The 19,882-nt window shown below is 56.4% G+C and carries 20 protein-coding genes; 10 read left to right on the top strand and 10 right to left on the bottom strand.

Annotation, left to right across the window (positions count from 1 at the left end; genetic code table 11):
- Positions 1 to 10: 10 nt before the first annotated feature.
- The 3 genes from RUE5091_RS07435 to RUE5091_RS07425 are packed head-to-tail and all read right to left on the bottom strand — an operon-like array spanning position 11 to position 2,081.
- Positions 11 to 535, bottom strand: a complete 525-nt coding sequence (locus RUE5091_RS07435) for a gamma carbonic anhydrase family protein (RefSeq protein ID WP_058281265.1) — start codon at positions 533 to 535, stop codon at positions 11 to 13.
- Positions 532 to 1,173: a guanylate kinase gene (gene gmk / locus RUE5091_RS07430; RefSeq protein ID WP_058281462.1), complete on the bottom strand. Its 642-nt coding sequence runs from the start codon at positions 1,171 to 1,173 to the stop codon at positions 532 to 534. The genes RUE5091_RS07435 and gmk overlap by 4 nt, the downstream gene beginning before the upstream one ends.
- A 17-nt stretch (positions 1,174 to 1,190) precedes the next feature.
- The gene (locus tag RUE5091_RS07425; RefSeq protein ID WP_058281461.1) at positions 1,191 to 2,081 is read right to left on the bottom strand and encodes a YicC/YloC family endoribonuclease; all 891 of its coding nucleotides are present in this window, start codon (positions 2,079 to 2,081) and stop codon (positions 1,191 to 1,193) included.
- A gap of 231 nt (positions 2,082 to 2,312) precedes the next feature.
- Here RUE5091_RS07425 and RUE5091_RS07420 point away from each other — a divergent pair, with 231 nt between their 5' ends.
- A complete protein-coding gene (locus RUE5091_RS07420; protein WP_058281460.1) occupies positions 2,313 to 2,987 on the top strand; it encodes a PAS domain-containing protein in 675 nt (224 codons plus the stop codon).
- A gap of 51 nt (positions 2,988 to 3,038) precedes the next feature.
- Here the strand turns inward: RUE5091_RS07420 and RUE5091_RS07415 are convergent, their stop codons facing one another.
- Positions 3,039 to 4,409, bottom strand: coding sequence for a class II 3-deoxy-7-phosphoheptulonate synthase (locus RUE5091_RS07415; protein WP_058281264.1), 1,371 nt, complete (start codon positions 4,407 to 4,409; stop codon positions 3,039 to 3,041).
- Between the two features lie 168 nt (positions 4,410 to 4,577).
- Between RUE5091_RS07415 and RUE5091_RS07410 the strand changes: the two genes are divergently transcribed.
- Positions 4,578 to 5,582, top strand: coding sequence for a GlxA family transcriptional regulator (locus tag RUE5091_RS07410; RefSeq protein WP_058281263.1), 1,005 nt, complete (start codon positions 4,578 to 4,580; stop codon positions 5,580 to 5,582).
- Position 5,583: 1 nt separating this feature from the next.
- On the opposite strand, the gene RUE5091_RS07405 is transcribed toward RUE5091_RS07410, so the two are convergent.
- The gene (locus RUE5091_RS07405) at positions 5,584 to 6,678 is read right to left on the bottom strand and encodes a PQQ-dependent sugar dehydrogenase (RefSeq protein ID WP_058281262.1); all 1,095 of its coding nucleotides are present in this window, start codon (positions 6,676 to 6,678) and stop codon (positions 5,584 to 5,586) included.
- A gap of 165 nt (positions 6,679 to 6,843) precedes the next feature.
- Here RUE5091_RS07405 and RUE5091_RS07400 point away from each other — a divergent pair, with 165 nt between their 5' ends.
- The 7 genes from RUE5091_RS07400 (at position 6,844) to RUE5091_RS07370 (ending at position 12,954) form a co-directional block, all read left to right on the top strand.
- The gene (locus RUE5091_RS07400; RefSeq protein ID WP_058281261.1) at positions 6,844 to 8,025 is read left to right on the top strand and encodes an ABC transporter substrate-binding protein; all 1,182 of its coding nucleotides are present in this window, start codon (positions 6,844 to 6,846) and stop codon (positions 8,023 to 8,025) included.
- Between the two features lie 106 nt (positions 8,026 to 8,131).
- A complete protein-coding gene (locus RUE5091_RS07395) occupies positions 8,132 to 8,920 on the top strand; it encodes an ABC transporter ATP-binding protein (protein WP_058281260.1) in 789 nt (262 codons plus the stop codon).
- The gene (locus RUE5091_RS07390) at positions 8,917 to 9,759 is read left to right on the top strand and encodes an ABC transporter ATP-binding protein (RefSeq protein WP_082643580.1); all 843 of its coding nucleotides are present in this window, start codon (positions 8,917 to 8,919) and stop codon (positions 9,757 to 9,759) included. The genes RUE5091_RS07395 and RUE5091_RS07390 overlap by 4 nt, the downstream gene beginning before the upstream one ends.
- Position 9,760: 1 nt before the next feature.
- Positions 9,761 to 10,195: a hypothetical protein gene (locus RUE5091_RS07385; RefSeq protein WP_131726285.1), complete on the top strand. Its 435-nt coding sequence runs from the start codon at positions 9,761 to 9,763 to the stop codon at positions 10,193 to 10,195.
- Positions 10,195 to 11,205, top strand: a complete 1,011-nt coding sequence (locus RUE5091_RS07380; protein ID WP_058281258.1) for a branched-chain amino acid ABC transporter permease — start codon at positions 10,195 to 10,197, stop codon at positions 11,203 to 11,205. Before RUE5091_RS07385 ends, RUE5091_RS07380 begins: the two co-directional genes overlap by 1 nt.
- Positions 11,202 to 12,515, top strand: a complete 1,314-nt coding sequence (locus RUE5091_RS07375; RefSeq protein WP_058281257.1) for a branched-chain amino acid ABC transporter permease — start codon at positions 11,202 to 11,204, stop codon at positions 12,513 to 12,515. The genes RUE5091_RS07380 and RUE5091_RS07375 overlap by 4 nt, the downstream gene beginning before the upstream one ends.
- A 187-nt stretch (positions 12,516 to 12,702) precedes the next feature.
- The gene (locus tag RUE5091_RS07370; protein WP_058281256.1) at positions 12,703 to 12,954 is read left to right on the top strand and encodes a hypothetical protein; all 252 of its coding nucleotides are present in this window, start codon (positions 12,703 to 12,705) and stop codon (positions 12,952 to 12,954) included.
- Between the two features lie 44 nt (positions 12,955 to 12,998).
- On the opposite strand, the gene RUE5091_RS07365 is transcribed toward RUE5091_RS07370, so the two are convergent.
- Positions 12,999 to 14,540, bottom strand: a complete 1,542-nt coding sequence (locus RUE5091_RS07365; RefSeq protein ID WP_058281255.1) for a helicase HerA-like domain-containing protein — start codon at positions 14,538 to 14,540, stop codon at positions 12,999 to 13,001.
- Positions 14,541 to 14,977: 437 nt separating this feature from the next.
- Between RUE5091_RS07365 and RUE5091_RS07360 the strand changes: the two genes are divergently transcribed.
- Complete coding sequence (locus tag RUE5091_RS07360; RefSeq protein ID WP_058281254.1) at positions 14,978 to 15,574, top strand: invasion associated locus B family protein; 597 nt, start codon at positions 14,978 to 14,980, stop codon at positions 15,572 to 15,574.
- 63 nt (positions 15,575 to 15,637) lie between these two features.
- Here the strand turns inward: RUE5091_RS07360 and RUE5091_RS07355 are convergent, their stop codons facing one another.
- From RUE5091_RS07355 to RUE5091_RS07340, 4 genes are read right to left on the bottom strand one after another with little or no spacing between them, the layout of a single operon-like run.
- Positions 15,638 to 16,846, bottom strand: coding sequence for a beta-ketoacyl-[acyl-carrier-protein] synthase family protein (locus RUE5091_RS07355; RefSeq protein WP_058281253.1), 1,209 nt, complete (start codon positions 16,844 to 16,846; stop codon positions 15,638 to 15,640).
- Positions 16,847 to 16,855: 9 nt separating this feature from the next.
- Positions 16,856 to 17,113, bottom strand: a complete 258-nt coding sequence (locus RUE5091_RS07350; protein WP_058281252.1) for an acyl carrier protein — start codon at positions 17,111 to 17,113, stop codon at positions 16,856 to 16,858.
- A gap of 32 nt (positions 17,114 to 17,145) precedes the next feature.
- A complete protein-coding gene (gene lpxD / locus RUE5091_RS07345) occupies positions 17,146 to 18,237 on the bottom strand; it encodes a UDP-3-O-(3-hydroxymyristoyl)glucosamine N-acyltransferase (protein ID WP_058281251.1) in 1,092 nt (363 codons plus the stop codon).
- 35 nt (positions 18,238 to 18,272) lie between these two features.
- On the bottom strand, positions 18,273 to 19,877 hold the full coding sequence (locus tag RUE5091_RS07340; protein ID WP_058281250.1) for a L,D-transpeptidase family protein: 1,605 nt from the start codon (positions 19,875 to 19,877) through the stop codon (positions 18,273 to 18,275).
- Positions 19,878 to 19,882: the final 5 nt, after the last annotated feature.

Here is a 19,882-nt window from a genome sequence, read left to right as displayed (position 1 = left end):
TCCCGGCGCGTTAAGACACAGACTTCAACTCGTCACGGAACCTGCGCATGTTTTCCTGGTAGTGCAGCGCGCTGAGCGTGATTTTCTGCGCTGCCGCCTCATCCAGTTGCCGCACGACTTTGCCGGGCGTTCCCATAACCAATGAGTTGTCAGGAATTTCCTTGCCTTCGGTGATCAAGGCCCCTGCCCCGATCAGACAGTTCTTACCGATCTTCGCCCCGTTCAACACGATGGCCCCCATACCGATCAGCGTATTTTCCCCGATCGTACATCCGTGCAACATCACCTTGTGGCCAATCGTACAGTTTTTGCCGATGGTCAGAGGGTAACCGGCGTCGATATGCATGATACAATCTTCCTGTACATTGCTGCCCTCGCCCACACGAATCTCTTCATGATCGGCGCGGATGGTACAGCCGAACCAAACCGAGGACCCCTCTTCTAACACCACCTTTCCAATCAGACTTGCATCTGGGGCCACCCAGGTGTCGGTGTGGATTTGAGGGGTGTGTTCGCCTAGGGCGTAGATGGTCATGACAATCCCTCAAATTCGTTCTGCAAGCTGCGTACGTGGTTTTGCAGGCTGGGCTGTTGGATGCGGCGCATGCGCTCGGCGCTGACGATGGTTTTCAGCTTGTCCTCGGTTGCGTCCAGATCATCGTTCACCAGCACATAGTCGTAGTAGCCCCAGTGGCTGATTTCGTCCCAGCTTTTGAGCATCCGCTTGGCGATCACGTCTTCGCTGTCCTGACCGCGCGTTTCCAGACGGCGGCGCAATTCGGATATCGAGGGCGGCAGGATAAAAATCGACAGTGCGTGCTTACCTAGATCCGAATTGCGGATCTGCACCTCACCCTGCCAATCCACATCGAACAGAACGTCCCGACCCCCATTGATCGACTCCCGCACCGGGCCTGCTGGAGAGCCGTAGAAATTCCCGAAAACATGCGCGTGTTCCAGCATCTGGCCTTCGGCAACCTGCTGCCGGAAATCATCTTCCGACAGGAAATAGTATTCCCGCCCATGCTCCTCACCCGGACGTGGTGCGCGGGTGGTGGCCGAAACCGAGAACTCCAGACCTTCATCCCAGGCCATAAGCCTGCGGGCCAAGGTGGATTTCCCCGCACCCGATGGCGAAGACAGGATGATAAGAAGGCCGCGGCGATCTGCCATGTCAGTTGTTCCCATAATCATTCAACATTTTGCACCTGCTCGCGCATCTGGTCTATTAAGGCCTTCAACTCAAGCCCTACCGAGGTCAGCTCGGCGCTTTGCGCTTTCGAACACAATGTGTTGGCCTCGCGGTTGAACTCCTGCATCAGAAAATCCAGCTTGCGCCCCACGGCCCCATCCTGCGATAGCAAATCGCGTGCTGCGTTTACATGTGCTTTCAGGCGGTCAATCTCTTCGGTGATATCGGATTTGACCGCGATCAGCGCCAATTCCTGCGCCACCCGGTCCGGGTCAGCCCCCTGCGCATTCTCCAGCACTCGGGCCAGATTTTCCCGCAGCGCTTCGGCGGTCTTTTCCTTGCGCTGTTCCGCTAGCTCGGCTGCCTGTGCGGTCAGATCAGCGACCTGAGCAAGCTGTCCGTTCAGAATGTCAGCAAGCGCCTTACCTTCGGCCTGACGCATGTCGACAAAGGCTGCCAACAGGTCAGCAAACTCTGACGTCAATTCCTTGACCAGCGGTTCCGGGTCATCCACATCACTGCCCGCCTCTAACATTCCCTTCTGCGCAATCAGCTCTGCCGCAGTTGAAGGAGCCAGCGCGACACCCTTGTCCGCAGCCTTCTGTTCTGTGCGGGCAAGTGCCGCCAGCGCCGCGCCCATGGCGGCTTCGTTCAGAACCAGATCAGGGGCTGTTTCTTCGCGGCTTAATCGCAGAGACAAGGTGACATTGCCACGGCTCAGCGATTTGGACAGTTGGGCGCGCAAGGCGGTTTCAAGCCCGGTCAGCCACTCGGGCATACGCAGACGCATGTCCAGCCCCTTACCGTTCACACTGCGCAGTTCCCATGTCCAGCTATGAGGTCCAAACGTCCCTTTGCCTGCGGCGAATCCGGTCATGGATCTGATCATGTTGGCTGTCCTTGTCTGCTCGCTTGCCGCACCTAAAGCTATCGACGGGTGCAGGGCAAGAGTTTGCTGGTTTTCGGTCTTCGCCCAGAAGTTAACCATTCATTAAAGAATTCCTCCAAAATTGACTCAACCCGTGTCAATTTGGCCTTGGTAAGAGACGGTCGGACCGGAACGGCTCCGATATCTGACATTTTAGACAAATTACGGTCGATTGACGCTAGGGTGATGGAAATGAAAACGTTTTTCGGGAACAGGTTCGGGTCGAACTCTGGAAAGATCGTCGCAATGGATCGTTTTGACAGCGGGCGCAGCCTCTCGCCCATCCGACAGGTCGAGGCGTATTGGACCGCGCTGTTAACCGGCGACGGTGTCCCCAAACGTGCGCAAATTGATCCTCGCGGGCTTGAGAACATTCTGGAATACACCTTCATCCTTGAGCGGATCGCACCCGGTCTGGCACGGTTCCGACTGGCTGGCAGCCACCTGAACAACCTGGCAGGCATGGAGGTGCGTGGCATGCCGTTGACCGCGTTTTTTGAACCCAGTGCCCGCGGCCAGGTTTCAGACGTATTGGAGCAGGTCTTTGCCCGACCGGCAGTTGCCGAACTTGGTCTGGCTTCCTCCGGCAGACTTGGTCGCACTCAGCTACAGGCGCGCATGATCCTGTTGCCCTTGAAAAGCGATCTTGGCGATATTAGCCGTGTGCTGGGTGTGATGATTTCTGATGGCGTGATCGGCGCGACACCACGGAGGTTTACCATACCCGACTCCATGGTACGGACGGTGTCCGACGTTCAGTTACCTCAGCAGCCAAAACAACAAATTTCGACTGGATTCGCGGAGAAGCAGGAAGAATTCAAACGGCCCGGATCACATTTACGCTTGGTTGCGTCCAGGGACGACTGACAAAAAAGGCGGGCCATTACAGCCCGCCTTTTGTTCTTAATAACACCAAAATTAGCTGGCTTCGCGCTTAGCACGATCGCGGCGCAGGTTGGTCAGCTCTTCGGCAACCAGGAAGGCCAATTCCAGCGATTGCGTCGCGTTCAGTCGGGGGTCGCACGCAGTGTGGTAGCGATCCGAGAGATCCTCTTCGGTCACGGCACGTACGCCGCCGGTGCATTCAGTCACGTCCAGACCGGTCATCTCAAAATGAACGCCGCCGGGGATGGTGCCCTCAGCCTGATGCACACCAAAGAAATCGCGAACCTCACGCAGGACCGAGTCGAACGGACGAGTTTTGTACCCAGTCGCCGATTTGATCGTGTTGCCGTGCATCGGATCGCAGACCCAGGTGACCTTGGCGCCCTCTTCCTTGACGGCCTTGACCAGACGCGGCAGGTGCTCGCCTGCTTTGCCCGCGCCGAAACGGGCGATCAGGGTCAGGCGACCTTCTTCGTTTTCGGGGTTCAGTTTGGACATCAGAACCTTGAGGTCGTCTGCCGTGGTCGTCGGACCACACTTCAGGCCAATCGGGTTCAGGACGCCGCGACAGAATTCCACATGCGCGCCGTCCGGCTGACGCGTTCGGTCGCCGATCCAGATCATGTGGCCCGACCCAGCCAGCCAGTTTCCGGATGTCGAATCCAGACGGGTCAGTGCCTCTTCGTATTCCAGCAGCAGGCTTTCATGGCTTGTGTAGAACTCGACGGTTGAGAACTCATGCGTGGTGTCCGCAGTTATCCCTGCCGCGCCCATGAAGTCGATGGTGTCCTGAATGCGGTCGGCGATTTCGGAATATTTCTGTACGTCCTGTTCATCGGTGAAGCCCAGGGTCCAGGAATGCACCATGCTCATATCGGCGAATCCACCGGTCGAGAACGCTCGCAGCAAGTTCAGGGTCGCGGCCGCCTGTGTGTAGGCCTGCAGCATTTTACCCGGATTCGGAATCCGCGCTTCGGGCGTAAAGGCCAGCTCGTTAATGATGTCACCACGGTAGCTGGGCAGCTCAACGCCATCCACCACCTCGGTCGGGGCGCTGCGCGGCTTGGCGAATTGGCCGGCCATGCGGCCCACTTTGACCACGGGCACCTTAGCACCATAGGTCAGAACCATTGCCATCTGCAGCATAACCTTGAACGTGTCACGGATCGCATCCGCGCTGAATTGTTCAAAGCTTTCCGCACAATCTCCGCCCTGCAACAGGAAGGCCTCACCGCGACCAGCGGCACCCAAATGTTGCTTCAGACGCCGTGCTTCGCCCGCAAAGACCAGCGGGGGATACTGTGAAAGCTGCGCCTCGACTTTGGCCAGCGCGGCCGCGTCGGTATAGTCTGGCATCTGAACCCGGGGCTTGTTGCGCCAGTTCGCTTTTTGCCATTCAGTCATAGCTTGATCTCCGCTGAAGTATTCAGGTCGTCTCTATACAAAATGCATTGAAGACTGACCATATACGATTTGGCCCTCTTGACGCAGCAAACAAGCTTTGGTCATGGTGGCTGCCAAATCTGACGTCGGACATAAAGTCGCCGGACGCCGAATCAAGGACACCTCGCCATGCAAGAGCAACGCCAAGTTGTCACGGTGGAAGACACTGGGACCACATCCCGGAATTTTGTATTTGTCCTTTTGGACAATTTTTCCCTGCTGTCGTTTGCCTCGGCGCTGGACAGTCTGCGGATCGCTAACCGTATGGCGGACAAACCGCTTTATAGATGGAAATTGATGGGTGAAGGCGGTGATACGGTTAGCTGCTCCGCCGGAACCACATTTGCGTTGGACTCGGATCTGGTTGAGTTGCAGCGCGACGATATCGTGCTGATTTGCGGTGGTGTGGACGTTCAAGCCGCAACCACCAAAAAAGTATTGAGCTGGGTACGCCGCGAGGCACGGCGGGGCCTACGCATCGGTGGTTTGTGCACCGCAGCCTATACTTTGGCCAAAGCCGGTCTGCTGGACGGCAAGCGCGCGACCATTCACTGGGAAAACTCGGACAGTTTTGTCGAGGAATTTGACGAGGTCGACCTGACCAAATCCGTCTTTATTGTCGACGGTAACCGGATGACCACGGCGGGTGGCACATCTTCCATCGACCTGCTGTTGAAAATGATTGCTGATGATTTCGGCGAGGATTTGGCAAACGCAGTGGCGGATCAGATGATATATTCGTCGATCCGCACCGATCAGGATACCCAACGCCTGTCGACCCCAACCCGGATCGGCGTGCGTCATCCGAAGCTGAGCCAAGTCATTCTGATGATGGAAAAAAACATCGAAGAGCCAATCTCACCTTCGATTCTGGCCAAAGATGTCGGCATGTCGACGAGACAGCTTGAACGCTTGTTCCGTCGCTACCTAAGCCGCTCGCCCAAGCGCTACTATATGGAGCTTCGCCTGCACAAGGCACGTAACCTGCTGATGCAAACGGACATGAGCGTCATCAACGTGGCTTTGGCTTGCGGGTTTGCCTCGCCCAGCCATTTCTCGAAATGCTACCGGGCGCATTACAACACCACGCCGTATCGCGAGCGGGGTGCGCAGGGCGACCGATTGTCGGTCTGAATTATGCGGGGGTCAAACGATAAACGGCCCCGTCACCCACGGAAATATACCAGATTGACCCGTCATGGGCTTCGACGATGTCGCGCACGCGGATCGTTTCGGGGCCTTTGATCTGTTCGACCTCGCGCAGCGGCGATCCCGCCATCCGCGCGATGTAATCGAACTTGAGCGACCCAACAAAGATATCCCCTTTCCAGTCCGGCCACAGCTTGCCGGAATAGACCATCAGCCCGGATGGGGCGATGGACGGGTCCCAGTAATACTCTGGCTGCTCCATCCCCGGTTTCGCGGTGCCTTCACCAATTTTGTCGCCGGAGTAATGAACACCATAGGAAATGACCGGCCAACCGTAGTTCGATCCCCGCTGAACCAGATTGACCTCATCCCCACCTTTAGCCCCGTGTTCCGAAATCCAAAGACGACCCCTTGCGTCCAAACCGGCCCCTTGCGGATTGCGATGGCCGTAGGACCAGATCTCGGGACGCGCACCGCTTTCCTGAACAAAGGGATTGTCACCAGGAACCGAGCCGTCACGGTTCACGCGGATCACCGTACCATTATGGTTAGACCTGTCTTGCGCCTTGGGGCGTTCCCCCCTGTCACCGATCGTGACCAACAAAGTTCCGTCTTTAGCTTCCACCACGCGTGATCCGTAGTGGCGCCCCGATGACCCGCCCGGAACGGCCTCGAAGATCACCCGCAGGTTGGTCAACCGATCACCGCGTTCAGACAATCGGCCCACCGCAAGAGCCGTACCGGCACCGCCTTTTTGCGGTTTGGAGAAGGTCAGGAAAATCTCACGCGTTTGATTAAAATCGCGGGCGACCGTCACGTCCAGCAAACCGCCCTGCCCTTTGGCCAAAACGTCGGGCACACCTTTGACGGCAATGGCTTTTCCATCCGCAACATAAAGCAGCGCGCCCTCACGTTCGGTGACCAGAAACCCCTTGTCCGGCAAAATGCCGATTGCCCAAGGGGCGTCCAGCCCTTCGACCATCGGCGCAATCTGCACAGGGCCGGATGACGTCTGCAAAAAATCAGCACTGACCAGAGCGGCCTTAAAGACAAGAAACAGAATCGCGAAAACTCTCAACATTCAGCTCTCCATCTGCAGCAGCCAGCCGCCAAACATCGGTTAAACCCAACAAAACAACCCGAACTATAAGTGGCAACTGCACATTTGCGTGAGGACTTTTCTTTTCCGGGCAGCTTGCCTAGGGTCGTGCCCAGAACGAACACGTTCCAATTAGGGAGTAACCACATGAAAAAGCTGCTTACTGCAACTGCAGCAACCGCACTGTTGGCCGGCACCGCTATGGCTGAAGACGTTAAACTGGGCATTATGTTCGGTTTCACCGGCCCGATTGAATCGCTTTCGCCTGCGATGGCATCCGGCGCCGAGCTGGCAATGAAAGAGGTCTCGGATTCCGGCAAGCTTCTGGACGGCTCTACCGTAACCCCCGTTCGTGCTGACACGGGTTGCGCTGATAACGCGCTTGCCACAGCAAACGCGGAACGTTTGGTTGCCGAAGGTATCAACGGCCTTGTCGGCGGCGATTGCTCGGGCGTCACCGGTGCTATTCTGCAAAACGTTGCCGTACCGAACGGCATGGTCATGATTTCTCCGTCGGCCACCTCACCGGGCCTGTCCGTGATGGAAGATAATGGCCTGTTCTTCCGCACATCCCCATCGGATGCGCGCGAAGGTGAAATCATGGCAGACATTCTGCAAGAGCGTGGCGTCAGTTCAATTGCCCTTACATATACCAACAACGACTACGGCAAGGGCCTGTCCGAAGCGATCAAATCCTCGTTCGAGGCGCTGGGTGGTGAAGTGACCATCGTGGCCGCGCACGAAGACGGCAAGGCCGATTATTCGGCCGAAGTTGGCGCATTGGCCTCGGCCGGTGGCGACATTCTGGTAGTAGCTGGCTATCTGGATCAGGGCGGTCTGGGTATCATCCAGTCCTCGCTGGACAGTGGTGCGTTCGACACATTTGGTCTGCCGGGTGGCATGATCGGTGACTCGCTGCCCGAAAACGTTGGTCCAGATCTGAACGGTTCCTACGGTCAGGCGCCGGGTTCGAAAAGCGAAGCTGCGGATTCGTTCTTTGGAATGGCCGAAGGCGCAGGTTTTGACGGTTCGTCAATCTTCGTACCTGAATCTTATGATGCAGCGGCGCTGTTCATGCTGGCCATGCAGGCCGCAGGTTCCAGCAACCCAGCAGATTACGGCGGCAAGATCATGGACGTCGCCAACGAGCCGGGCGAAAAGATCTATCCGGGCGAGTTGGCCAAGGGTCTGGAACTGCTCGCGGCGGGTGAAGAGATCGACTATGTCGGTGCCTCAGGCGTTGAACTGATCGGCCCCGGTGAAAGCGCCGGTGCATACCGTGAAATCGAAGTCATTGATGGTGAGATGAAGACGGTCAACTACCGTTAATTCCTCATCTGACAGGACAATACCAAGCAGCCCGGGCCTTGTGTCCGGGCTGTTTCAGTGACAAAAAGCTGCACCTCTGTTTTTGGGGATAAGGCAAAGGAAAACCATGATCGTCGTTGAGGACGTGCATAAGCATTTTAGCGGGTTCCACGCGGTGGACGGTGCTTCGCTGGAAATCCAAAAAGGCTCGATCACCGGCCTGATCGGACCGAACGGAGCAGGCAAGACAACTTTGTTCAACGTGATCGCGGGCGTGCTGCCGCCAACCAGCGGCAAGGTCTTCATGGATGGTGAGGATATCACCGGCCTGCCCCCACATGAGCTTTTTCACAAGGGCCTGCTGCGCACTTTCCAGATCGCGCACGAATTCTCGTCGATGACCTGCCGCGAAAACCTGATGATGGTGCCCGGCGCGCAGTCGGGTGAATCGCTGTGGAATACCTGGTTCGGCCGCAAACGTATAGCTGACGAAGAACGCGCCTTGCGCGCCAAGGCAGATGAAGTGTTGGAGTTTCTGACCATCGAACACCTGGCTGACCACAAGGCGGGCCAGGTCTCGGGCGGACAAAAGAAACTGCTGGAACTTGGCCGCACCATGATGGTCGACGCTAAGATCGTGTTTCTGGACGAGGTCGGCGCGGGCGTGAACCGCACCCTGTTGATGACCATTGCCGATACCATCCTGCGCTTGAACAAGGAACGCGGCTATACCTTTGTCGTCATCGAGCATGACATGGATTTCATCGGCAAAATCTGCAACCCGGTCATCTGCATGGCCGAGGGCAAGGTTCTGGCCGAAGGTACCTTGGAACAGATCAAAGCCAATGAACACGTGATCGAGGCTTATCTGGGCACCGGTCTGAAGAACAAAGACAAGCTGGAGGCCCAGACATGACCGCTGGCTCGGGCGACAACCCCTATCAGGACGATCACGGCAACAAGGACGCCACGATTGCCAACACCCAAGGCATCGGCACGATGACCCCTGCGCACCCGACCAGCGGGGAAACCCACAAGGTCAGCGGCGGCCCTTTCCTGATCGGTGACACCATGACCGGTGGTTACGGCAAAGGCCCGGACATCCTGCACGACTGCACCATTGCCGTGGACAAGGGTGAGATTGCGGTGATCGTCGGCCCCAACGGCGCTGGCAAATCCACCGCGATGAAAGCCGTGTTTGGAATGCTGGACGTTCGCGCAGGCGCGGTACGGCTGGACGGAGAGGACATCACCAAGCTCTCACCCCAAGACCGCGTGATCAAGGGCATGGGGTTCGTTCCGCAAACGTCAAATATTTTTACGTCGATGACGGTGGAAGAAAACCTTGAAATGGGTGCCTTCATCCGCCGCGACGATATCAGCCAAACGATGGAGCAGGTCTATGACCTCTTCCCAATCCTACGCGACAAGCGCAATCAAGCCGCCGGAGAGCTTTCGGGTGGCCAGCGCCAACAGGTCGCCGTGGGCCGCGCGCTGATGACCCAGCCGAAGGTGCTGATGCTGGACGAACCCACCGCCGGTGTCTCGCCCATCGTGATGGATGAGCTGTTCGACCGGATCATCGAGGTATCCCGTACTGGCCTGCCGATCCTGATGGTCGAACAGAACGCTCGTCAGGCTCTGGAGATTGCCGACAAGGGATATGTGCTGGTTCAAGGGCGGAATGCGTACAGCGGCACGGGCAAGGAACTGTTGGCCGATCCCGAAGTTCGCAAGAGTTTCTTGGGGGGGTAGCGTGAGGATATCCAAAATATTGATCTTGGCCTCTATTTGCAGTGCTGCTGAAGCCGAAACATGCTTTCTAAGTGAAGTCTGTGAAAACGAAGGGGAATGCGTGGGCTCGCCGCTCAATATCGAGTTCATCGGCAGTCCACCCAACCAGATTCGAAGTAATTTCGGGGAATTCATCATTGATGGCACCGCCGCGGCTGGTGAAGCGACTTCCGAAGTACGCCTTTCGAACGGAACAGAGTACGTGGTCACGTCTGAAAACTCGTTGATGATTGCATCTCAAGAAGATGAAAATAGCCGCTCGATCATATTCTTGGCACGAACACCACCATCAAAGCTGACGGCTACTCTCGCTGTCGTTCCGCAGCGATATGTCGAATATTCAGAGACCTTCAATGCACGCCGTGTATTTGAAGGCGATTGCGAGCAGGAGTTTTAATGGACTTCCTCAACGCCCTTGTGGCGCTCTCCAACTTCGTCCTTGTTCCCGCAATCGCCTATGGCAGCCAGTTGGCGCTGGGTGCGTTGGGGGTGACTCTGATCTATGGCATCCTGCGGTTCTCGAACTTTGCCCATGGCGACACGATGGCCTTTGGTGCGATGATTGCCGTGCTGGTCACATGGGGCCTGCAGGCCGCCGGGGTCAGTTTCGGGCCGCTGCCGACCGCTCTGCTCGCTCTGCCCTTTGCCATTCTGGGCTGTATTGTTCTGGTGCTGGTCACCGACCGGATGGTCTATCGCTTCTATCGGGAACAAAAAGCAAAACCGGTCATTCTGGTGATCGTCTCGATGGGTGTGATGTTCATTATGAACGGCCTCGTGCGGTTCATCATCGGCCCAGACGATCAGAGGTTCTCAGACGGCGAACGGTTCCTGATTTCCGCACGGGAATTCAAAGCCATGACCGGCCTGAACGAAGGGCTGGCGATCAAAACATCTCAAGGCATTACCGTCATCATGGCGGTGGTCGCCGTGGTGCTTTTGTTCTGGTTCCTCAACAAGACCCGCACCGGCAAGTCGATGCGCGCTTATTCGGATAACGAAGATCTGGCCCTATTATCCGGCATCAACCCTGAACGCGTCGTAATGATCACCTGGATCATAGTCGCGGCGCTGGCGACCACAGCCGGGGTTCTGTACGGGTTGGACAAAAGCTTCAAACCTTTCGTTTACTTCCAACTGCTTCTGCCGATTTTTGCCTCGGCCATCGTAGGCGGGCTGGGTAGCCCTGTCGGTGCCATCGCAGGTGGTTTCATCATCGCCTTTTCCGAGGTCACGATCACCTATGCCTGGAAAAAAGTGCTGACCTATCTGGCGCCGGAGAACCTGGAACCTTCGGGATTGGTGCAATTCCTGTCCACCGATTACAAATTCGCCGTCAGCTTCGTCATCTTGCTGATCGTACTTCTGTTCAAACCTACGGGTCTGTTTAAGGGGAAAGCGGTATGACCGAGCCTGTCAAAAACACGCTGCTTTTCGCTGTCGTCGGCGGTCTGATCCTGCTGACCGGTTTCACCCAAAGCTGGAACGCTGCGATTCTGATCCTGAACATGGGGCTGATCTCGGCTATCATGGCGCTTGGGGTAAACCTTCAATGGGGGTTTGCCGGTCTGTTCAACGTTGGCGTCATGGGCTTTGTTGCGTTGGGCGGGCTTGCCGTTGTGCTGGTCTCGACCCCGACCACACCCGGGGCTTGGTCCGCCGGAGGGTTCGGCATCGTTCTGGCTCTGTTGCTCGGTGCTGCAACCGTTGTGGCCACTGTTCTGGTGGCGCAGAAGATGCCGAAGGGCCGGGTTCGAACCCTGTCCATTATCGCCATTCTGATCGTCGGTTTCTTCATCTACCGCGCTGTTCTCGATCCCAATACTGCGGCGGTCGAGGCTATTGAACCGGCTGTAGCAGGCAACCTCGGTGGCCTGAACCTGCCCGTCCTGCTGGCCTGGCCCGCCGGAGGCCTGTTGGCGGCAGGCGCTGCTTGGTTGATTGGAAAAACCGCTCTGGGTTTACGATCGGATTATCTGGCGATTGCAACGCTGGGTATTGCCGAGATCATCATCGCGATCCTGAAAAACGAGGACTGGCTGGCCCGGGGCGTCAAGAACGTCTATGGCATCCCGCGCCCCGCTCCGGTCGTCGGATACGAAGTTGATCTGCAAAATGATCCCAGCTTTGTCGCACGCGCCGAATGGTTGGGTCTGGATACGGTCACGGCCTCGACGCTGGCGGTCAAACTTGGCTATTCACTGCTGTTCCTGATCGTTCTTCTAGTATTGCTGTGGATGGCGCAAAAAGCATTGAACAGCCCATGGGGCCGCATGATGCGTGCCATTCGTGACAACGAAGTCGCGGCCGAGGCGATGGGCAAAGACGTGACACGCCGTCACTTGCAGATTTTTGTGCTGGGTTCGGCCATCTGCGGCATTGCCGGTGCGATGATGACCACACTGGACGGTCAGCTCACGCCCAGTGCATATCAGCCGCTGCGATTCACCTTTCTGGTCTGGGTGATGGTGATCGTCGGCGGTTCAGGCAACAATTTCGGCGCAGTTCTTGGCGCGTTTCTCATCTGGTTCCTATGGGTTCAGGTCGAGCCAATCGGGTTGTGGCTGATGAGCCTGATCACTGCCGGTTTGCCCGATGGCAGCGCGCTTAAGGCACATCTGATCGAAAGCGCCGCCCATATGCGTCTGCTGACCATGGGGCTGATCTTGCTGATTGTTCTCAGATTCAGTCCAAGAGGCCTGATCCCCGAGAAATAAGTCACATTCAGGGGATTATTTGAAACCGCGTCGGAAAAACGGCGCGGTTTCTTGATTCATGAACAGAACCTTAATAGACCGAATTATCGTTGGGCACATTCCGGACCTGCGCCAGATCGCCTTCACGGTTAATTAGTCAGTTGACGCTGATACTACAGGTCACCTCTCGAGAGTAAGAAGACGACACATGAAAACTTCGATTATCCCCAAAATCCTTCTGTTGCCGCTGGTCGTCAGCCTGGCCGCTTGTATCCCTTCACCTGAAGATCTGGAGACTGAGCCCGTAAAGGTTCAAACTGCCAAGGGTGAAGTGACCTGTCAGCTGTACCGTCATGACCGCGTTACTTGGGACCGTGCCATTGATTACCCGGCTACAAAAATGTCGGTGGCCGAGGCTGACGGCTATTGCCGCCAGGAAGGACAGCGTCGTCTGCAATAATTCTAACGGCACCGCTCTGCCCGTTGCGGCGTGGTGCCTAATAACTATCTGCCCTTAAACAAACCGCCCAGAATGCCGCGGACAATGCGGCGGCCGGTGGTGCCCTTAAGCTCTTTTATGACGGCCTCACTCATGGCTGTTGCAAAGGTATCCTTCTTTCGCGAAACACGTGAAGATGATCGCACGACCCGGCTGCCGGAATACCGCCGAGCCGTTGCAAATTCGCGTTCAGCTAAAGTTTGCGTTTCCTCTTGCTCTTCCGCTTTGGCAGCAGCCTGCGCGGCTTGTTCTGCACGTGTCTGCAGGATTTCAAAAGCCGATTTCCGATCCCTCAATGTGCCATATTTGGCTTGCATAGGTGACGCGGCGACAACCGCCTGACGTTCGGATTCAGTGATTGGCCCAAGCTGAGTTCCCGGCGGTCGGATCAGCGTCCGTTCAACAATGCCCGGCACACCTTTTTTCTGCAACATTGACGTGACCGCCTCACCGACACCGACCTCACGGATTGCGGTTTCGGTGTCGAAGGCCGGGTTTTCGCGATAGGTTTCTGCCGCCAGACGCAGATTCTTGCGATCCCTGGCCGTAAATGCGCGTAGGGCGTGCTGTACACGATTGCCGAGCTGACCCAGAATATCCTCGGGAATATCTGCCGGGTTTTGCGAAATGAAATAGACACCGACGCCCTTGGATCGGATCAACCGCGCGACCTGTTCCACTTTGTCGACCAAAACCTTGGGCGCATCGTCGAACAGCAAATGCGCCTCATCAAAGAAGAATACCAGCTTGGGTTTGTCGGGATCACCGACCTCGGGCAATTCCTCGAACAGTTCACTCAGCAGCCATAGCAGGAAGGTCGCATAGAGGCGCGGTGATCCCATCAGCTTGTCCGAGGCCAGGATATTCACCACCCCCTGCCCGTTCGCGTCGGTGCGCATTAGATCAGACAGTTCCAGTGCGGGTTCTCCAAACAAGTTGGTTCCACCCTGATTTTCTAACACCAACAACCGCCGTTGAATCGCTCCAATCGAAGAGGTCGAGACGTTACCATAACGCAGGGACAATTGCGCCCGGTTCTCACCGATCCAGACCAGCAACGCCTGCAGGTCCTTTAGATCCAGCAGCGGCATTCCTTCTTCATCCGCCACGCGGAAGGCGATGTTCAGGATACCTTCTTGCGCCTCGCTCAGGTCCATGAGACGGGACAGAAGCAACGGGCCCATTTCGGTAACGGTGGTTCGAACCGGATGACCCTGTTCGCCGAACAGGTCCCAGAACGTCACCGGGCACGCGGCATAGGAATAGTTCTGAAATCCGATGCGCGTGGCGCGGTCCTGAAACGCTTGGTGCAGCTTGTGATCTTCGCTACCTGCCTTGGCCAGCCCGGACAAATCCCCTTTGACGTCAGTTAAAAACACCGGAACACCGGCCGCCGAGAAACCTTCGGCCAGAATTTGCAGCGTAACCGTTTTTCCCGTGCCCGTCGCCCCGGCGATCAACCCGTGGCGGTTGGCGTATTTCAGCGTCAGGGATTGGGGCTGGCTGTAATCTTCACCCGCGCCGCCCAGAAAGATGTTTTTGTCCATGTAAGTAAGGCCTTAATTTCCACCGATCTGCGCCCACCATACAAAGTTAACCTTTGACTGCGATAGTCTATTTGCTGCCCTTGCTGTCAAAGATGAGGGGCAGCAATCTTCCTCCCTGTCGACTGACCGCGCCTTCGGGCGCGGTTTTTTTTAAACATTGCTGGTTCTTCCATTAAAAATTCAGGTTTTCAGTTGACGCATGCCACCTCCTCTCGTAACGTCTGCGCATAACTAAGTCGGCCAGTCCGACGGGGAGAAAATTTTGGAAAGGGAGCCGCTCCACCGGCTCCCTTTCTCATTTGTGTTTGACCGGCACGATACACCGAAAATCGGCAAAAAAACGATCACATCCGCCTGTTTCAATAGCTTAATGCCTGACACCATGTTTCTGGGGTGGTAAACCGATAAAAAAGCTCAATCTCATTGCCGAGGCATTCATGATCAAGAACACTCTATCACTTAGCCTTACTGTTGCCGCGCTTTGCTGCGGTGCCGCTTTTGCACAAGAGGCAGCGCAGGATGCAGAGACACCACAAACTCAAGTGACCCCTGACCTGGATTTGGGGGAAGCCGGACCTCGAGTTGGTGAACAATACGTCAAAGAAGAGTCTGGCGACTGGGCGATAATGTGCATCAAAACGGAAACCGAAAATGATCCGTGTGCGATGCGTCAGATTTTGACCGGCGACCAAGGTCAGCCCATTGCAGAAATCACTATAGAAAAACTGCCCGAGGCTGCCCAGGCGGCGGCTGGTGCGACCATCGTTGTGCCCCTCGAAGTAGTTCTTCAAGCTCAGATCGCCCTGTCAATCGACGGCGCTCCGGGGAAACGGTACAATTATCACCACTGCAATCCCATTGGGTGTCTCGCGCAAGTAGGCTTTACGCAACAGGATGTTGACGCAATGAAGAGCGGGACGAAGGGAACCTTGTCGATGGTTTCGATTCTGGCACCCACGCAAGCGCTGCAATTGGAAATATCGCTGGCAGGGTTCACCGCTGGGTTTGATCAATTGCAAGTCATTCAAAACTAATTTCCTACAAAATAACGCCGCCCAACTTCAAGGGCGGCGTTTTTCTGGACGGGCTCCAGATTATTAGGCGCGCTTCAATGCCAGAACCGCGTTCAATCCTCCGAAAGCAAAAGCGTTGCTAAGCGCGACATCAACTTTCGCTTCACGTGCCTCATTTGGAACCACGTCCAAGGCACATTCCGGATCTGGCTCTTCATACCCAATAGTTGGGGCAATCACCCCGTCGCGCAAAGCCATAATGCAGGCCAGCAGCTCAACCGCGCCTGTGCCACCTATCAGGTGCCCGTGCATGGATTTCGTAGAGGAAATCATCAGGTCATCCGCATGCGGACCGAACACATCGGCCACCGCCGCACATTCGGTTTTGTCGTTCGCTGCCGTGCCCGTTCCATGGGCATTGATATACCCGACCTGATCCGCGTTCAGTTTAGCATCCGCCAATGCGCCCGACATTGCGCGTGCCGCACCCTGTTTGCTGGGCATCACGATATCTGATGCGTCCGAGGACATGGCAAAGCCAACCACCTCGCACAGGATATCAGCACCACGTGCGCGTGCATGTTCATATTCTTCAAAGACGAAAATACCGGCCCCTTCGCCCTGCACCATTCCATTACGATTGGCGCTGAACGGGCGGCAAGCGTCCTTGGACATCACACGCAAACCTTCCCAGGCTTTGACCCCTCCAAAGCACAACATGGATTCTGACCCACCGGTAACCATCACAGGTGCCGCACCGCTGCGGACCATCTGAAAGGCCAAGGCCATCGCGTGATTGGATGAGGCGCAAGCTGTCGAGACAGTGAAACTCGGACCTTTTAGATTGTGATCCATCGACACGTGACTGGCCGCGGCGTTGTTCATCAGTTTTGGAACGACAAACGGGTGAACCCGGTTTTTACCGTCCTCATAGACCGAACGATAATTGTCATCCCAGGTCGATACGCCGCCACCCGCAGTGCCCAGAACGACACCGGACCGGGCGGCAAGATCGCCATGGAACTCGATCCCGGATTGAACAATCGCCTCTTTCGCAGCCATCAGCGTGAATTGCGTGAAACGATCGTAAAGGCTCATCTGTTGGCGATTAAACCGTCCTTCGGTTTCGAAACCGCGCACCTGGCCACCGATTTTGATGGAAAGCCGCTCAACATCACGGAATTCAAGTTCCGCGATACCACAACGCCCTTCGCGCATAGCCTCGAGCGTATCGGGAACAGAATGACCCAGCGAATTGATCGTCCCGGCCCCGGTAATGACAACGCGTTTCATGTGGCTATGTCAGACCTTTTCCGACACTAGCTTTTCGATCCCTGAAATGATCGCTGCTACGTTGGAGATGTCAAAATCGCTGGCTTGCGGTTCATTTGCATTGAACGGGACCGAGATGTCGAACTCTTCCTCGATGGCGAAAATGCTCTCGACCAGACCCAGGCTGTCGATACCCAGATCCTCAAGCGTACTTTCGGGCGTGACGTCCGAAGGCTCCAGCACGGCCTGCTCAGCAATGATTGCGATGACGCGGTCGGTGATGCTCATGTCGGTCCTCTGATTATCCCGTTGCGGATGATTTAATCGCTCGGGGGCTGTTTGAAAACAGCCTTTTTCAACGCCTCAACGTCACGCGCCATGCGGGGCAAACGACGTTGTACCTTATAGATGTCGGTATGGGTTTCCATTTTGATACCCGGATATCCCATGAGTACCCGCCCCGCAGGAACATTGGACAGGATTTTAGTACCGCCCGCCGCTATCACGCCGTCACCGATATAGATGTTGTCGACCACGCCGGTCTGGCCGCCCAGCACCACGTTATTGCCAATCTCGACCGAGCCGGACACGCCAGATTGCCCACAAAGCAAACAATCCTGCCCGACGCGTGTGTTGTGACCCACATGCACCAGATTATCCAACTTGGACCCACTACCGATGCAGGTATTCCGGATTGTCCCGTTGTCGACTGTGCAATTGGCACCGACTTCGACGTCATCTCCGATCTCAACTGCGCCCAGCGAGTGGATACGCAGCCAACTTTGAGCCCGTGCATCGCCCTTGTCACCCATGGTTTTGCGGACGTTCTCAACATCTGAAACCTCAGGAGTGACAAAGCTGAACCCGTCGCTCCCGATCCGTGCGCCGGGTTGGGCAAGGAAACGATCGCCGATCTGCGCCCGAGCGCCAATGCTGACCATTTCACGCAGGGTGGCGTTTTCACCCAGAACCACATCCATCCCGATCACGCAGTGCGGCCCGATAACCGCGCCTTTGCCGATACGAACCCGCGCACCGATGACGGCAAGCGGGCCGATGGCTGCATCCTCGGCGATTTCTGCGGTTGAGTCGATCACGGCCGAGGGGTGAATGCCCGGCGCAACGCCCTGCCCACGATCCAGCATAGCGGTAATTCCGGCCATCGCCATGCGCGGACGCGGCACAAAAATGGCAGCCTCTAGCCCCAGTGCCTGCCAATCGGCACCTTCCCACAGCACGGCCACTCGCGCAGCGCCTCCGCTCAGCGTCTCGGCATATTTCGGAGACATCGCCATCGCCAGATCAGTCGCCGCCGCATCGCCCGGCTCAGCCGCGCGTTCAACGATCAGGCCGGTATCGCCCTGACAGTCTGCCCCGAGGGCATCGGCGATTTGCTGGATAGAATAGTGCATATCGGGCTTCCCGGTTTAAGGACTTGCCCTGCTGATTACCCCTGAACGTCCGGCAGGGCCACCCCTGCTTTCTGCAGGGCCTCCCAGATTTTCCGATCGCGGTCATAGACATCGCGGCGGTACTGTACCTGCCCCTTCGGGCCGATATAGGCCGTGCGATAGATCAGGTGAACCGGAACGTGCGTCTCAAGCTGCACCGTGGTTTCCTTGCCGGTGGCCAGAACGCGCTGGAAAAATGCCTTGGGATTTTCCTCTTGCTTGGACAACAGCGCATAAGCGAAATCAAACGGGTCCGCCAGGCGAATACACCCGTGTGAGAACGCCCGAACCTCACGCGCGAACAGACTTTTCTGAGGTGTATCATGCAGATAGATGTTGTACTTGTTGGGGAACATGAACTTCACCAACCCCAGCGCGTTGCTTTTGCTAGGCGGTTGGCGCATCGCGAACGGGAAGTTCCGGGCGTTGAACTGGGTGAAATCCACCGCCCCGCGATTGACCTGCCGACCGCTACGGTCGGTGATCTGGATATGACCAACAGCGTTGGGATTTGATTGCAGCTTGGGTAGGTATTCCTTGGTGATAATCGAGCGTGGCACATACCAACTGGGGTTGATGACCATATGCTCCATCTCGTCCGAGAATTCGGGGCTGCGCCGGTCATGTGTGTTCTTGCCGATCACCGCACGGGTTTCAAACGTGACCAGGCCATCATCCACGATCTTGGCGGAAAAATCGGCCTGATTCACCAGAATGTGCCGCTCGCCACGTTCGCGGGGCAACCAACGCTCGCGCTCTAGTGCAACATACACGGCTTTGAGACGATCTGAAGCGCTGCGGTTCAACTCGGTTATCGTGCCCTGTCCCGCAACGCCATCTGGCGCAAGCCCGTGATCTGCCTGGAATGCCTGGACCGCAGCCAACAAGGTCGCATCAAATTTCGGACTTGCCGTTGGCCGCATATAATTCATATAAATCAGACGGTTCCGAAGCTTAATTACGTCAGGTCCGGTATCGCCAAATTCCAGCTTAGCCACCGGAACTGTCGCGCCCCACCCCCCTTGGCGAATGAGGTTTTGCAGCACCAGCTTCTGCTTCATCAGGGCCCGGTATTGGGTCGTCTGTGGGGCCAGTTGATCAAAATACGAGTCGCTTTCTGCAGAAATCAGCCCTTCCAGGTGCTGTTTTGCCGATGCCCTTTCAACCTTCCGAACCAACCCGTCGTCAATCTGGGACGGGCGCAGGGCACCGGACTGAACATTGCGTGCATATTCCACGAATGCCCGGCTGAGCTTGATTTCAACGGCACCCAGATCACGCGTTGTCTGCGCGTCTTTCATCTGTTCCACAAGCGATTGAGCGCTGTCAGATCCCTGCGGCAATCCATGCATATCGGTTGACGACAAAGCACGGATCAAACGTGCGCGACGCGCCGTGTGTTGTGCTGTTTCGCCCACCCATATCGGGTCAAAGCCGCGCTCGCGATAAAATTCGGCGATATCAGATCCCGAAGGCGCAAACTCGGCCATCGCCATCTGAAACGCCGTCGCTGGCCGGGTGTCTGCATTCACTAACGAAGCCGAAGCCAGAAAAAATGCAGTGGCAAAAATACCGGTACGCGTCTGAAAACCTGAGAACATGAGAT

Source organism: Ruegeria denitrificans, from assembly GCF_001458295.1.
Classification (GTDB): domain Bacteria; phylum Pseudomonadota; class Alphaproteobacteria; order Rhodobacterales; family Rhodobacteraceae; genus Ruegeria; species Ruegeria denitrificans.
The sequence above is the reverse complement of the archived record's forward strand: the minus strand, read 5'-3'. Positions and strand labels throughout refer to the sequence as shown.

Bases quoted from the DNA above. Each gene is read 5' to 3' on its own strand.
- RUE5091_RS07435 (WP_058281265.1), bottom strand. From the start codon at position 535: ATGACCATCTACGCCCTAGGCGAACACACCCCTCAAATCCACACCGAC.
- gmk (WP_058281462.1), bottom strand. From the start codon at position 1,173: ATGGCAGATCGCCGCGGCCTTCTTATCATCCTGTCTTCGCCATCGGGT.
- RUE5091_RS07425 (WP_058281461.1), bottom strand. From the start codon at position 2,081: ATGATCAGATCCATGACCGGATTCGCCGCAGGCAAAGGGACGTTTGGA.
- RUE5091_RS07420 (WP_058281460.1), top strand. From the start codon at position 2,313: ATGAAAACGTTTTTCGGGAACAGGTTCGGGTCGAACTCTGGAAAGATC.
- RUE5091_RS07415 (WP_058281264.1), bottom strand. From the start codon at position 4,409: ATGACTGAATGGCAAAAAGCGAACTGGCGCAACAAGCCCCGGGTTCAG.
- RUE5091_RS07410 (WP_058281263.1), top strand. From the start codon at position 4,578: ATGCAAGAGCAACGCCAAGTTGTCACGGTGGAAGACACTGGGACCACA.
- RUE5091_RS07405 (WP_058281262.1), bottom strand. From the start codon at position 6,678: ATGTTGAGAGTTTTCGCGATTCTGTTTCTTGTCTTTAAGGCCGCTCTG.
- RUE5091_RS07400 (WP_058281261.1), top strand. From the start codon at position 6,844: ATGAAAAAGCTGCTTACTGCAACTGCAGCAACCGCACTGTTGGCCGGC.
- RUE5091_RS07395 (WP_058281260.1), top strand. From the start codon at position 8,132: ATGATCGTCGTTGAGGACGTGCATAAGCATTTTAGCGGGTTCCACGCG.
- RUE5091_RS07390 (WP_082643580.1), top strand. From the start codon at position 8,917: ATGACCGCTGGCTCGGGCGACAACCCCTATCAGGACGATCACGGCAAC.
- RUE5091_RS07380 (WP_058281258.1), top strand. From the start codon at position 10,195: ATGGACTTCCTCAACGCCCTTGTGGCGCTCTCCAACTTCGTCCTTGTT.
- RUE5091_RS07375 (WP_058281257.1), top strand. From the start codon at position 11,202: ATGACCGAGCCTGTCAAAAACACGCTGCTTTTCGCTGTCGTCGGCGGT.
- RUE5091_RS07370 (WP_058281256.1), top strand. From the start codon at position 12,703: ATGAAAACTTCGATTATCCCCAAAATCCTTCTGTTGCCGCTGGTCGTC.
- RUE5091_RS07365 (WP_058281255.1), bottom strand. From the start codon at position 14,540: ATGGACAAAAACATCTTTCTGGGCGGCGCGGGTGAAGATTACAGCCAG.
- RUE5091_RS07360 (WP_058281254.1), top strand. From the start codon at position 14,978: ATGATCAAGAACACTCTATCACTTAGCCTTACTGTTGCCGCGCTTTGC.
- RUE5091_RS07355 (WP_058281253.1), bottom strand. From the start codon at position 16,846: ATGAAACGCGTTGTCATTACCGGGGCCGGGACGATCAATTCGCTGGGT.
- RUE5091_RS07350 (WP_058281252.1), bottom strand. From the start codon at position 17,113: ATGAGCATCACCGACCGCGTCATCGCAATCATTGCTGAGCAGGCCGTG.
- lpxD (WP_058281251.1), bottom strand. From the start codon at position 18,237: ATGCACTATTCTATCCAGCAAATCGCCGATGCCCTCGGGGCAGACTGT.
- RUE5091_RS07340 (WP_058281250.1), bottom strand. From the start codon at position 19,877: ATGTTCTCAGGTTTTCAGACGCGTACCGGTATTTTTGCCACTGCATTT.